The 12,752-nt window shown below is 65.2% G+C and carries 17 protein-coding genes; 7 read left to right on the top strand and 10 right to left on the bottom strand.

All coding sequences use genetic code 11. The features are described from left to right. Nucleotides 1-52: 52 nt before the first annotated feature. Complete coding sequence (locus ACFPO9_RS05730; protein ID WP_379768323.1) at nt 53-2,296, top strand: RelA/SpoT family protein; 2,244 nt, start codon at nt 53-55, stop codon at nt 2,294-2,296. Nucleotides 2,297-2,363: 67 nt separating this feature from the next. On the opposite strand, the gene ACFPO9_RS05725 is transcribed toward ACFPO9_RS05730, so the two are convergent. After that, complete coding sequence (locus ACFPO9_RS05725; RefSeq protein WP_379768321.1) at nt 2,364-2,708, bottom strand: VOC family protein; 345 nt, start codon at nt 2,706-2,708, stop codon at nt 2,364-2,366. A gap of 177 nt (nt 2,709-2,885) precedes the next feature. Here ACFPO9_RS05725 and ACFPO9_RS05720 point away from each other — a divergent pair, with 177 nt between their 5' ends. After that, nucleotides 2,886-3,203, top strand: a complete 318-nt coding sequence (locus ACFPO9_RS05720) for a DMT family transporter (protein WP_379768319.1) — start codon at nt 2,886-2,888, stop codon at nt 3,201-3,203. On the opposite strand, the gene ACFPO9_RS05715 is transcribed toward ACFPO9_RS05720, so the two are convergent. Then, nucleotides 3,200-3,412, bottom strand: a complete 213-nt coding sequence (locus tag ACFPO9_RS05715; protein WP_379768317.1) for a DUF7661 family protein — start codon at nt 3,410-3,412, stop codon at nt 3,200-3,202. The two genes, ACFPO9_RS05720 and ACFPO9_RS05715, sit on opposite strands and share 4 nt — an antisense overlap. A gap of 14 nt (nt 3,413-3,426) precedes the next feature. Then, entirely contained in the window at nt 3,427-4,224 is a 798-nt protein-coding gene (locus ACFPO9_RS05710; RefSeq protein WP_379768315.1) for a prohibitin family protein, read from the bottom strand. A 192-nt stretch (nt 4,225-4,416) separates the two neighbouring features. Here ACFPO9_RS05710 and ACFPO9_RS05705 point away from each other — a divergent pair, with 192 nt between their 5' ends. Beyond that, entirely contained in the window at nt 4,417-4,683 is a 267-nt protein-coding gene (locus ACFPO9_RS05705) for a UBP-type zinc finger domain-containing protein (RefSeq protein ID WP_379768313.1), read from the top strand. 8 nt (nt 4,684-4,691) lie between these two features. Here the strand turns inward: ACFPO9_RS05705 and ACFPO9_RS05700 are convergent, their stop codons facing one another. From ACFPO9_RS05700 to greB, 7 genes are read right to left on the bottom strand one after another with little or no spacing between them, the layout of a single operon-like run. Continuing rightward, complete coding sequence (locus ACFPO9_RS05700) at nt 4,692-5,072, bottom strand: hypothetical protein (RefSeq protein WP_379768311.1); 381 nt, start codon at nt 5,070-5,072, stop codon at nt 4,692-4,694. After that, complete coding sequence (locus tag ACFPO9_RS05695) at nt 5,069-5,296, bottom strand: hypothetical protein (protein WP_379768309.1); 228 nt, start codon at nt 5,294-5,296, stop codon at nt 5,069-5,071. Before ACFPO9_RS05695 ends, ACFPO9_RS05700 begins: the two co-directional genes overlap by 4 nt. Then, nucleotides 5,296-5,601 (bottom strand): hypothetical protein, encoded by a 306-nt coding sequence (locus tag ACFPO9_RS05690; protein ID WP_379768307.1) that lies wholly within the window; start codon nt 5,599-5,601, stop codon nt 5,296-5,298. Before ACFPO9_RS05690 ends, ACFPO9_RS05695 begins: the two co-directional genes overlap by 1 nt. A gap of 9 nt (nt 5,602-5,610) precedes the next feature. Continuing rightward, the gene (locus tag ACFPO9_RS05685) at nt 5,611-6,387 is read right to left on the bottom strand and encodes a DUF6597 domain-containing transcriptional factor (RefSeq protein WP_379768305.1); all 777 of its coding nucleotides are present in this window, start codon (nt 6,385-6,387) and stop codon (nt 5,611-5,613) included. A 29-nt stretch (nt 6,388-6,416) separates the two neighbouring features. Further along, the gene (locus ACFPO9_RS05680) at nt 6,417-7,001 is read right to left on the bottom strand and encodes a hypothetical protein (RefSeq protein ID WP_379768303.1); all 585 of its coding nucleotides are present in this window, start codon (nt 6,999-7,001) and stop codon (nt 6,417-6,419) included. Continuing rightward, the gene (locus ACFPO9_RS05675) at nt 6,998-7,585 is read right to left on the bottom strand and encodes a biliverdin-producing heme oxygenase (protein ID WP_379768301.1); all 588 of its coding nucleotides are present in this window, start codon (nt 7,583-7,585) and stop codon (nt 6,998-7,000) included. The genes ACFPO9_RS05680 and ACFPO9_RS05675 overlap by 4 nt, the downstream gene beginning before the upstream one ends. Nucleotides 7,586-7,590: 5 nt before the next feature. After that, a complete protein-coding gene (greB, locus tag ACFPO9_RS05670; RefSeq protein ID WP_379768299.1) occupies nt 7,591-8,157 on the bottom strand; it encodes a transcription elongation factor GreB in 567 nt (188 codons plus the stop codon). A 49-nt stretch (nt 8,158-8,206) separates the two neighbouring features. Here greB and ACFPO9_RS05665 point away from each other — a divergent pair, with 49 nt between their 5' ends. The 4 genes from ACFPO9_RS05665 (at nt 8,207) to ACFPO9_RS05650 (ending at nt 12,644) form a co-directional block, all read left to right on the top strand. Then, nucleotides 8,207-8,815, top strand: a complete 609-nt coding sequence (locus ACFPO9_RS05665; protein ID WP_379768297.1) for a hypothetical protein — start codon at nt 8,207-8,209, stop codon at nt 8,813-8,815. Between the two features lie 12 nt (nt 8,816-8,827). Continuing rightward, nucleotides 8,828-10,315 carry a sensor histidine kinase gene (locus ACFPO9_RS05660; protein ID WP_379768295.1) on the top strand — a complete coding sequence of 496 codons (1,488 nt, stop codon included), beginning with the start codon at nt 8,828-8,830 and terminating at the stop codon, nt 10,313-10,315. Beyond that, entirely contained in the window at nt 10,312-10,959 is a 648-nt protein-coding gene (locus tag ACFPO9_RS05655) for a response regulator (RefSeq protein ID WP_379768293.1), read from the top strand. The genes ACFPO9_RS05660 and ACFPO9_RS05655 overlap by 4 nt, the downstream gene beginning before the upstream one ends. 122 nt (nt 10,960-11,081) lie before the next feature. Continuing rightward, nucleotides 11,082-12,644, top strand: coding sequence for a GGDEF domain-containing protein (locus ACFPO9_RS05650; RefSeq protein ID WP_379768291.1), 1,563 nt, complete (start codon nt 11,082-11,084; stop codon nt 12,642-12,644). Nucleotides 12,645-12,752: the final 108 nt, after the last annotated feature.

The following is a 12,752-nucleotide window of genomic DNA, read 5'->3' as shown; positions in this document are numbered from 1 at the left end:
CCCCTCCCTATTCTGCTATGCTGTCTTCATACAGCGGCCGATTTCTTAGAGTATGACCTTGTCCCCACCGGATTCCATCCACTCAGGCACCACCAAGGGCCGGCCCAGCCGGTCCAACAGCAAGCCGCACGAAGCCGAACCCACGCCTGCTCCAGGCGTCGCGTCGATTTCCCACCTCGCCAGCAAGCTGGCCGAATACCTCACGCCCGCCGAACTCAAGAAGGTCAAGGAAGCCTACCGCTTCTCCGACGAGATGCACCTCGGCCAGGTACGCAAGTCGGGCGAACCCTATATCTCCCACCCGATCGCCGTCGCCGAGATCTGCGCCGACTGGAAGCTGGACGCCCAGGCCATCATGGCCGCGCTGCTGCACGACGTGATCGAGGACCAGGACGTCAAGAAGGAAGAGCTGATCGAGCGCTTCGGCCCCCAGGTCGCGAACCTGGTCGACGGCCTGTCCAAGCTGGAGAAGATCGAATTCCAGAGCGTGGTCGAGGCCCAGGCCGAGAACTTCCGCAAGATGCTGCTGGCCATGGCGTCCGACGTGCGCGTCATCCTGATCAAGCTGGCCGACCGTCTGCACAACATGCGCACGCTGGGCGTGATGGCGCCCGCGAAGAAGCGCCGCATCGCCAGCGAGACCATGGAAGTCTACGTGCCGATCGCCCACCGGCTCGGCCTGAACGACATCTACCGCGAGCTGCAGGACCTGTCCTTCTCGCACCTGTACCCGCTGCGCTACCAGACCCTGGCGAAGGCGATCAAGGCCGCGCGCGGCAACCGCCGCGAAGTGGTCAAGAAGATCCTCGACGCGGTCAAGAACACGCTCGCCACCGCCGGCATCCAGGCCGAGGTCTACGGCCGCGAGAAGACCCTGTTCGGCATCTACAAGAAGATGCGCAGCAAGCACCTGTCGTTCTCGCAGGTGCTGGACGTGTACGGCTTCCGCGTGGTCGTCGACACGGTCCCGAACTGTTACGTGGCGCTCGGCACCCTGCACGCCCTGTACAAGCCGATGCCCGGCAAGTTCAAGGACTACATCGCGATCCGCAAGATCAACGGCTACCAGTCGCTGCACACCTCCCTGATCGGCCCCTACGGTACCCCGGTCGAATTCCAGATCCGCACCCAGGAAATGCACCGCACCGCGGAAAGCGGCGTGGCGGCGCACTGGCTGTACAAGACCGGCGACCAGAACATGTCGGACCTGCAGCAGCGCACCCACGCCTGGCTGCAGTCGCTGCTCGACATCCAGCAGCAGACCGGCGACTCGGCCGAGTTCCTCGAGCACGTCAAGGTCGACCTGTTCCCGGATTCGGTCTACGTGTTCACGCCGAAGTCCAAGATCATCGCCCTGCCGCGCGGCGCCACCCCGCTCGATTTCGCGTACTCGATCCACACCGGCATCGGCGACCATACCGTGTCGGTCAAGATCAACCACGAGCCGGCCCAGCTGCGCACCGAGCTGCACAACGGCGACATCGTCGAGATCGAGACCGATCCCGATTCGCGCCCGAGCCCGACCTGGCTGTCCTTTGTCCGCACCGGCAAGGCGCGCTCCGCGATCCGCCACTACCTGCGCACCATCAACCTGAACGAATCGGTGGAGCTGGGCCAGGAACTGCTGTCGCAGGCGCTGGCGCAACTGGGCATCAAGGGCGAGCTGCAGCAATCGACCATCGAGAAGCTGCTGGCCGAATCCTCGGCCAAGTCGATGGACGAGCTGTACGCCGACGTCGGCATTGGCAAGCGCATGCCGGCGCTGGTGGCGCGCCACATCTTCGGCCTGATGGACGGCGCGATCGACACCGTGCCGGCCCCGGACAGCCCAGGCGGCCCCGAGCTCAATCCGGTCACGATCTACGGCAGCGAAGGCGTGTCGGTGCAGCTGGCGCCCTGCTGCCTGCCGATCCCCGGCGACCAGATCATGGGCCAGCTGCGGCGCGACCAGGGCCTGGTGGTCCACACCGGCGACTGCTCGCAGGCCAAGCGCCTGCGCAACAAGGAACCGGACCGCTGGATCGCCGTCCAGTGGGGCACGGAACTGAACCGCCGCTTCGACTGCCGCATCCGCCTGCTGATCAACAACGAGAAGGGCATCCTCGCCAGGGTCGCCGCCGAGATCGGCGAGTCCGACGCCAACATCACCTATGTGGGCATGGACGAGGACGACGAACACATGATGACCCAGCTGCGTTTCACCATCCAGGTGAAGGACCGCGTGCACCTGGCCCACCTGATCCGCAACCTGCGGCGCGTGGCGGGGGTGAACCGGGTCGAGCGCGAGCGGACGTAAGCCCCGTCGCCCCCGCGCAGGCGGGGGCCCAGGCTCGTAGGGCGGGCACCCCGTGCCCGCGTACGCATCACCGTACCTGCGCCAAATCGAACACCGGGTTATAAATCAAGCCCAGCACATTCCCGAACGGATCCTTCAGCTCCGCCACCTTGATCCCCTCCCCCACTGCTTGAATCGCCTCGTGCTCCGTCGCGCCCAGCCCGACGATGCGCGCGACCTCGGCCTCGATATCGTCCACGCCCCAGTACACCACCGAGCCCGCTGTCCCCGACGTCCCGTCCGGCACCAGGCCGAGCTCGAAGCCGCCGATGGCGAAGCCGACGTAGAACGGCTGGTCGAAGTAAGGCGCAGTGCCGAACACCTCGGTGAACCATGCCTTGGCCTTGTCGAGGTCGGACACGGGGTATTTCACGGTACGCAATCCCTTGATCATCCTGGTCTCCTGATATCCCTGTCAAAGCGACATCATGCCATCCCGCCGGGCGACTGTATTGGAAAAATGGAAAGCGAGCTACAATGGGGACCAGGCGGACGACCGCCACCATCCGGGAACACATGCGGGACGGCCCGGCTCATCAAGGGAGCCGCCATGGCCTGGATCTTATTACTCGTCGCCGGACTGTTCGAAGTCGTCTGGGCGTATTCGATGAAACTGTCGAATGGTTTCACCCATCTCATTTATTCCCTTATTACCGTCGTCATGATGATGGCGAGCTTCGGCTTGCTGTCCGTCGCCATGCGCAGCCTGCCTTTGGGTACGGCTTATACGGTCTGGACAGGCATCGGCGCGATCGGCGCTTTCATCGTTGGCATCGTGTTTTTGGGCGAGCAGATCGGCCTGATGCGTGTCTGCGCCGCGGTGTTGATTGTCAGCGGCCTCATACTGATGAAGCTGTCGGCACATTAATCGGCCAACTGCTCCACGGTCTGGCCGATGCCGGCGTATTCGTGAAATACATCGTCGAGGTAGGTGGCGATTTCCTGCGCCGCCAAATCCGGCGGAATGATCACGTCGTGCAGCTTCGCGCGCTTGCCCAATTCGGCGCGATAAACGATCCATTCTTCGTTTTCGCGCCGGACTTCGACCTGGAAGCGGCCATAGATATCGAATCGCATGGCCGCCTCCCGGCTTACTTCGCGCCGTTCACATTAATAAAGGGGATCGCACCGCCCGACACATTGGGCAGCTTGCCGTCCCACTTCTCGATGGCCTGGCGCTGGTTTTCCATTTCGCGCAGGCGGATCAGTTCCGGCGTCACCTGCTGGCGCTGGATGGCCAACGATTCGGCTTCGGCCCGGGCCTGGGCCACGCGCTGCTTGGCTTCCACTTCGATACGCAGCAGGTCGCGTTCCGCCTTCAGTTTCAGCTGCTCGGCCGTGGTCTTGGCTTCGATCGCTTCGTTGAACGAGCGCGAGAAGTTGAAGTTCACGATCGAGAATTCGTCGACCACGATGCCGTGACGCGCCAGGCGTTCGCGCAGCTGGGCCACGATCTGGTCGCGCACGTCGGTGCGCTTGGCGATCAGCTCCTCGGCGGTGAAGCGCGCGGTGACGGCTTTGACCGCTTCCTGCACCGACGGGATGATGATGCGGGTGCCCGGTTCGTTGCCCAGGTCGCGGAACACCGTGATGGCCGCCGACGGCTGCACGTGGTAGTTCAGCGCCACGCGGGTGTGCACGGTCTGCAGGTCGCGCGAGGCGGCGTCGCCGTCGCCCTCGCCCTTCTGGATCGAGACATTGACCAGGTTGAGCTTCTGCGCCAGCGGGATGCGGAAGTGGATGCCCTCGCTCAGCACCTCGCTGCCCGGGCTGCCGAACGTCGTCATCACGCCCCGGTGTCCCGCCGGTACGGTGCCGAAGGGGGCCAGCGATACCACGAGGATGACTGCGACAACAATGCCGATTACCTTCAGAGGCAACCTGTTCATTTCAATTCCTTTCGATGAGTTCTGCCGAACCATACTGTGCTGGCAGGCCGTTATGTTTATGAACGACCAACAAAGTGTATAGCGGCGGAATTTATAAAAACATCAGGAAATTTGGATGATCTGGTGCGGGAAATGCGAAGTTGGACGTGTCGCCGCCTGTCTAATGTAATATTTACCCGTAACGGAGCCCGTATGAGCCAGGACTGCGCACACTTCCATCAAATCGCCACCCGCAAGGGCAATACCGAGGGCTGCGAAGAATGCCTGCAAACCGGTGACAGCTGGGTGCATCTGCGCGTCTGCCTCAGCTGCGGCCATGTCGGCTGCTGCGACGATTCCAAAAACAAGCACGCGACGAAGCATTACCACGCGACCGGCCATCCGGTGATCCGCTCCGACGAGCCGGGAGAAACCTGGGGATGGTGCTATGTCGACAAGCTGTTCAAGGACCCTGTGTAGACGATCGTTTACGGGTCCCTGAGCGCTTGAAGATCGATCAGGCTCATCGTCGCCCCTTCCTGCTTCACGATCACGTAGGTGAAATGGCCGCGCCCCAAAGGCTGTTCGCCGACATAATCGTCGGGCTGCAGGCGCATGCGCTTGCCGTCCATGATCAACTGGACTCTCGCATAGCCGTACGCGGATGGCATATCCCGATAGCCCGTCACGGCGCCCACCGGGAGATCGCCGTAATCGATCCCGTTCACCTCGACCTGCTTGATCGGCATACCGGTCTGATTGCGGACGCGAATCTGCGAGATCTCGCCGTCGGAACGCCCGCCGGACAAAGCGAACAGCAAAGCGAGCACGCAGCCAACTGCCGACAAAATGAAAGCAAAGGCTCTCATCGGCGCCTTGCCACCAGACCTGCGCCGAGCAGCGCCAGGCCGAAAAGAAGGACGGCGAAGCCCAGCGCGCCGCCATCGCCTTCTGCCGGCACGATCCGGACAGGACCCGTGCGCCGCGCCATGAAGCTGAACAAATCGACAGGCAGCAAATCGGCCAGCGGCGAGAGCAAGGCAAGGCCGAGCACGAGAAAAAAGACACCTGCCCGAATGAGCCAGCGCGCCATCACCCGCCTCCCAGACTACTCCGCAACCAATCCCGCCCGCGCCCATCCAGCGCTTTCGCTATCACCTCGGCCGGCAGGCTGTACACGGTCGCCCAGGTCGCGCGCCCATCCGCCGCATTCGACGGAAAGCTGCTGGTCTCGATCGGCCAGTGGTACTTGCGCTTCAGCGAGCGCACGATGGCGGCCAGGGTCACGCGCCCGCGCAGGGGCTCGGCGCCGGCCTGGTCGACATTGGACAGCAGGATCGCGAGGACTTGGCCGCGCCCTGTGCGCGGACCGGGGAAGATGGGGGTTTTCTTGGCCATGACGGCATTCTAGCCGGGCCGGCTGGACTGTGGCCGCGCGAACGCTTCCGGCGTCTCGCCGGCGAATTGCTGGAACTCGTGGATCAGGTGCGACTGGTCGTAGTAGCCGCACACCCCCGCCAGGCCGGCCCAGTCGATGCCCGGACCCGGCTCGCCCCGCAAGGCCGCGCTGGCGCGCCGGAAGCGGCACACCATCGCGAAGGTCTTGGCATTCAGGCCGACACGTTCGCGGAACTGCAGCGCCAGGTGCTGGCGCGAGACGCCAAGCGTGCCGGCCAGCGCCTCGATCCGCACCGCCCCACCGGCGCGCTCGATCATGCCAACAGCCGTACGCACCAGCCGGTCCGCGCGATCCGCTTCGTTGAAACACAGGCGCGCCAGCAGTGCACCCTCGATCACGGCAAGCCTCTGTGCGACAGACAATGCGCGTTCCCACAGCGCCGCCCCCAGCGCCTCGGCCTCATCGCGCGGCCACAGCTCGGACAAACCGGGATGCCCATCCTGCAGCATATGCAGCGGCACATCGAAAAACGCCCGCGCCGCGCCCGGCAGGAAGCGCACCGCCACCGTCAGCACCGGCGCCGCCACCTCGACCCGGTGCGGGCGCGACATCATCCCGGCCACGAAGCCGAGCGGCGCACGGTCCTGCCACAGGATGTCGATGCAGTTATCCGGCAGCACGCGGTGCCGCACCGGCGCCCCGTTCGGGACTGCATGGCTGGTCCACAGGCAGGCGACGTGGGCCGCCAGGGCTGGATGCGGAGGAAATTCGCGGTACAGGTGCATGGCACAAGTATAGTCCGGCCCCAGCGCGCTCAGCGACGGCGCAGTACGGCGTCTACGACGAAGGCAAGGCTGTTGCGCCTTCCTTCCAGCCGCACCGGCTCGCCCGACCTGAGAGCGTCGGGCCCGGCAAGCTGCGGCTGGGCTTCATTCAGGCTGTTCGGCAAGCAGACCTGGGCCACGCCGACATCGGTATCGAATTCGGCTAACCTGCCGCAGCTTTTGGTGCGGTAACTCGTGATGTACCTGGCGTCGAGAAAGGCGTGTTCGGCCGCCGTCGCCCTCGCCAGGATGTTGGCGGAAAAATAGGTGGTGAATCCCCAGGCCAGGCAAACGGCGAACAGATAAACCGATGCACGGATCGGGTACTGCGGGGCCCGAGGACTCAGGGCAGCGCCGAGAAAGCCGGACCAGGAGCCGAGTGCGAGCCGGCAGACGATCAGCACCGCCACGCCGCAAGCGAAACCGGCGCCGACCAGATGGGTGAAATCGGCCTTGCCTAACCACAGTACCGGATGGGCGCGGATACCAAACGGGAACACCAGCACCCATGCGCACACGATACCCCAGCTATATACCTTGGCGAGCCTCGCGCAGCCGCGCTGCAGGGGCGTCATCCGCCACGCCTGTGCAATCCCAGCGCCAGGATACTGTCGAAAGCTGCACAAGCCCCCGCGCTGGCCTCGGCAATCTCCTCCGGGCTGCGCACATGCTCGCGCAGCGCCTGCATGAAGGCGCGCCAGCGCGGTCCCGGACCGGCATCGCTGCCCTTCAGGTAGCGCAGCGGATGCGGGGCCAGCCGTTCGTGCAGGCGCTGGTAGAGGACGGCGCCGCCCAGCTGCGAGCCTTCGATCACGTAGCACACGCCCCAGCGCCAGGCGGGGCTGGCGGCGGCCGGCCAGTCACGGGCCAGCGCCGCGGCGGGCGCGGCCGGCATGCCCTGCTCGGCCAGGTCCAGCTCGATCAATTCCAGCCGGCTGGCCTGGTCGAACTGCGGGCCGTTGGTAAAACCGCTGAGCCAGACCTGCAGCGGCGCCAGCCAGGCGCGCAGCATGGCCAGGTGGGAGGCGTAATCGTCCAGCGAGGCGTCGCGCGCGCCGATCGGCAAGCCGCTGTCGAGCTCTTCATGGCGGCTGGCCGTGGCCGTGCGCAGCGCCGCGAGCGCATCCGGCTCGCGCGCGGTCTCGTTCGGGTGTTTCATGGCAATCAGTCCGTCACCGGTTCGGGATAGTCGACGCTGAGGATTTCCAGCTCGTCCGTGCCCAGCGGCGTCTGCAGGATCACAACCTCGCCTTCGCGCGCCTTGGTCAGCGCGCGCGCCACCGGCGACACCCAGCTGATCTTGCCTTTCAGCGGGTCGAATTCGTCGATGCCGACGATGGTGACGGTGTGCTCCTCGCCCGCCTTGTTCAGGTAGGCGACGGTGGCGCCGAAGAAGACCTGGTCGTTGCCATAGTGGACGGACGGATCGACCACGAAGGCCGAGTCCAGGCGCTTGGTGAGGAAGCGGATGCGGCGGTCGATCTCGCGCAGGCGGCGCTTGCCGTAGATGTAGTCGCCGTTTTCCGAGCGGTCGCCGTTCGAGGCGGCCCAGTGGACCACGCGCACGACTTCCGGCCGGTCGACGTCGATCAGCTGCAGCAGCTCATCCTTGATGGCCTTGTGCCCGGCCGGGGTGATGTAGTTCTTGGAGCCAGCCGGGATCTGCTGGGCCAGCGCCAGTGCTTCATCTTCGTCCTCGTTGTCGGACTCTTTTACAAACGCCTTGTTCATGGGCCGTATTGTAGCCCTTTTCCCGTATCATTCAGCCATGACACGAGCCATGACGAATGCGCGCACCCGGCTGTTCGCGCCGCTGGTGCACTTGGCCGCCCTGCTCCTGCTGCTCGAAGAGTGGTGCTGGGATGTGGGCGCGCGGCTGGGCGCGAGCCTGGCGCGCTGGCCGCTGCTGGCGGCGCTGGAAAGCCGCGTGCGCCTGCTGCCGCCCTGGGGCGCGCTGTGCCTGTTCGTGCTGCCCGGGCTGCTGCTGCTGCCGGTCAAGCTGCTGGCGCTGATGGCAATCGCGCATGGCCACGCCCTGTCGGGCATCGCCGCCATCGTGGTCGCCAAGCTGGGCGGCGCCCTGGTGGTGGCCCGGATCTACGCGCTGACCCTGCCGACCCTGCTGGCGGTGGGCTGGTTTGCGCGCTGCCATGGCTGGTTCATGACGCTGAAGAAGCGCTGGATCGGCCGGCTGCGCGCAAGCCGGGCTGTTTTGCAGGCCGGCGAGGCGCTGCGGGCCGCGCGGCGCACGCTGCGCCAGTGGCGTATCCGCACGGCGCGGCTGTTGCGCGGCAAGCGTGCCACGGCGCCCTTCGGCAGCCGCCATGCCAGCCGCGCGTCGCGGGTGCTGCGCCGCTTCATCGTCCAATGGCGCGCAAGGCGCCGCTGATGGATCAATGACATGAACAACGAGACCAAACTAGCGCCGGCCATGCAGGCCGCCACCACCGAGATCTACCTGGTCGACGCCGGCACCCTGCAGCTGGTCGACGTCAACCAGGCGGCGCGCCAGAATCTCGGCTACGAACTGGCCCGGCTGAACGGCATGACGCCGCTCGACCTCGCGCCGGGACTCGATGCCGCCGAGCTGAAAGAGCTGCTGGCCTCGCTGGGTCCGGAAATCGGCGCCCAGGTCAGCGTATCGACCCGCTTCGTGCGCGCCGACGGCAGCCGCTATCCGATCAAGCTGTGCTTCCTGCGCATCGTGCGCGACGGCCGCACCCTGTTCCTGGCCATCGGCGACGACCAGTCGCTGGCGCACGCCGCCAGCGCCGCCCTGCAGGAATACCAGTCGCGCTTCAATGCCGTGGTCGACCACACGCCGGGCCTGGTCTACCAGTTCGTGCGCCATGCGGACGGCAGCACCGCCTTTCCTTACCTGAGCGAAGGCTGCACGGCCCTGCTGGGGCTGTCGGTGAGCGAGCTGCAGCAGGATCCGGCGCGCTTCCAGCAACTGATCCTGTCGGAAGACCGGAAAGGCTACCAGGAAACCATGCAGGCCTCGATCGACTGCGCCTGCGTGTGGAACTGGGAAGGCCGGATCCGCATCGAGGACACCTGGAACGACGTCAAGTGGATCAACCTGCGCGCCACTCCGATCCCGCTGATGGGGGGCGGCATGCAGTGGGACGGCATCATGACCAACATCACGGCCAGCAAGCTGGAACAGGAAGAAATCAAGCGTTCGCGCGCGCGCCTGGCCGAGCTGACCGAGCACAGCGCCCAGGTCAAGGAGCAGGAGCGCACCCGCATCGCGCGCGAGATCCACGACGACCTCGGCGGCAACCTCACGGCCATCAAGATGGCGCTGGCGATGCTGGCGGCGCGCCTGCCGCAAGAGCCTGCGCTGCAGGAAAAGGCCGACTACCTGGACAGCCTGGTCGACCGCACCATCGAGGCGGTGCACCGGATTTCGCTGGACCTGCGGCCCTCGACCCTGGATCTTGGCATCGTCGCCGCGCTGGAATGGCAGGCGCGCGAGTTCGAAACGCGGATGGGCATCGCCTGCGTCTTTCGTGCGGACGGCGAGGACATCGAGGACATCGAGGGCGAACTCGACCCGGACCATGCCAGCGCCCTGTTCCGTATTTTCCAGGAATCGCTGACGAATATCGCCAAGCACGCCGGCGCGACCCGGGTGACCGTCACCCTGCGCCGCCAGCGCCAGCACCTGAGCCTCACCATCTGCGATAATGGCCGCGGCATCACCCCGGCCGACCGCCTCAAGCCGCAATCCTTCGGGCTGCGCGGCATGAAGGAGCGCGCCAAGGCCCTGGGCGGCACGCTGAGCTTGTCGCCGGCGCCCGGAGGTGGCACGATGGTGGCCGTCAAGATCAGGCTGGCCGCACCAAGCCTAGCGTCCCGCCAACCCGAAACCACCCGAGCATGACCGAAAAAGCCAGCATCCGCGTTTTTATTGCCGACGACCACGCCATCGTGCGTGCGGGCCTGAAACAGATCATTGCCGAGGAGCGCGACATCAGCGTCGTCGGCGAGGCGGAAACGGGCCTGGACGCCATCAAGCTGTTCCGCAAATCACGCTGCAACGTGCTGCTGCTCGACATCTCACTGCCCGACCGCAACGGCATCGAGGTGCTCAAGCAGATCAAGGATGACAAGCCGGAGTTGGCCGTGCTGATGCTGTCGATGCACAGGGAGGACCAGTACGCGATCCGCTCGCTGAAGGCCGGCGCCTCCGGCTACCTGACCAAGCAGAGCGCGCCGCGCGAGCTGGTGGGCGCGATCCGCCAGGTAGCCAGCGGCCAGCGCTACGTGAGCGCCCAGCTGGCCCAGGTGCTGGCGGCCCAGATCGGCGAAGACCACGACAAGCCGGCCCACGAAAACCTGTCGGACCGTGAATACCAGACGCTGATGATGATCGCCTCGGGCAAGACGGTCAGCGAAATCGCCAGGGATCTGTCGCTGTCGGTCAAGACCATCAGCGAGTACCGTTCGCGTTTGTTGGCAAAAATGAATCTCAAAACCAGCGCGGAACTCACGCATTACGCCATCCGCAATCAATTAATTGACTGAGTTGTTGCGGCGTCAATACGTTCCGAATAACTAAGCGGTTTTATGGCGCTTTTTCCATCGATCAAAGTCAAGAAAGAGCGATAACATGGCGGACATAAAAATCTAAGTAGCAATGTCCAAACATGTCCAGCTCGTCCCAGAACCCGGCGGAAATCGCCCGTGAGGCCTTTCGCCGCCTGGCCACCCGGCGCATCGCGCCCACGCCCGACGCCTACCGCGAGATCTACAACGAGATCTCGGGCGTGATCGCGCCTGCCGCGGCCGCGGCGGCGCCTGACACCGACCCGGGCGCGGAACACGTGCTGTCCGGCTTCGCCTTCCGCCTGTCTGACACGCCGGGCGAACTGGCCGAGATCGGCTCGCGCCTGAACCGCGCGGTTAAGCAGCGCGACTGGGACGGCTATTCGAAGATGTTGTCGCAGCTGGCCGAAAAGCACCTGCGCCGCCACACCCATCCGGTGATGGCGCTGGGCGTCGAGCCCGACGATACGCGGCAGTTGCGCGAGCTCCTCAGCCGCACCCTCGGCTTCGCGGTCGCCGCCCTGCTGCCGGCCGGGTCGCAGCTGGCGGGCGAGGCCGAATCACTGGGCGTGGCCGTCAAGGGCGCGCACGACGAGGCGGCGCTGCAGGAAATCGGCGCGCGCCTGAAGGAACTCTGCTACCAGATCGAACTGAAGAGCGGCGATACGGCGGAGCAGCAGGAGCTGCTGCTGCGCCTGTTCAAACTGCTGCTGGAGAACGTCAGCGAGCTGCTCGACGACGACAGCTGGATGCGCGGCCAGATCGCCGCCGTGCAGGACCTGATCGGCGGGCCGCTCGACCAGCGCGCGCTGGAAGACGCGACGCGCAGCCTGAAGGACGTCATCTACAAGCAGGGCCAGCTGAAGCACGGCATCGCCGATGTCAAGCTGACCATGAAGAACATGATGATGACCTTCATCGACCGCCTCGGCTCGGTGGCGGCCTCCACCGGCGACTACCAGGAGAAGATCGGCGGCTTCTCGGAGCGCATCCGCGGCGCCGCCAACATCGAGGACTTGAACGCGGTGCTGGAAGAGGTGCTGCGCGAGACCCGTGCGGTGCAGGCCGAGGCCCTCGCCTCGCGCGACCGCATGGTGGCCGCGCACCAGGAGGTGCAGGAAGCGGCGTCGCGCATCAAGGAGCTGGAAGCCAAACTGCAGCACATGAGCGAGCTGGTGCGCGAAGACCAGCTGACCGGCAGCCTGAACCGGCGCGGCCTGGACGACGTGTTCGAGCGCGAAAGCGCGCGCGCCGACCGCCGCGGCACGCCCTTGTGCGTGGCCCTGCTCGACCTCGACAATTTCAAGAAGCTCAACGACACCTACGGCCACCTGGCCGGCGACAAGGCCCTGCGCCATCTGGTGAAAGTGGTCAAGGACACGCTGCGCTCGATGGACGTGATCGCCCGTTTCGGCGGCGAGGAATTCCTGATCCTGCTGCCGGAAACCAATGTGGAAGCGGCCGCCGCGGCGATGGTGCGGGTGCAGCGCGAACTGACCAGGCATTTCTTCCTGCACGACAACGAGAAAATGCTGATCACCTTCTCCTGCGGCGTGGCGCTGCGCCACCAGAACGAGGACCAGGCCGCGCTGATGCTGCGCGCCGACCGCGCGATGTATCAGGCCAAGACCAGCGGCAAGAACCGGGTGATGATTGCTGAATAAGCTCCCGTTAGCAATATGATACGAAAGCGCCGGCATGCCGGCGTTTTTTGTATCGAAATCCTTGCCGCACGAAAATTTTTTACGCGCCACCATAAAGTTTCTGCAGAT

The sequence above is a fragment of the Massilia aerilata genome, assembly GCF_042656905.1.
Taxonomy (GTDB): domain Bacteria; phylum Pseudomonadota; class Gammaproteobacteria; order Burkholderiales; family Burkholderiaceae_D; genus Telluria; species Telluria aerilata.
The sequence above is the reverse complement of the archived record's forward strand: the minus strand, read 5'-3'. Positions and strand labels throughout refer to the sequence as shown.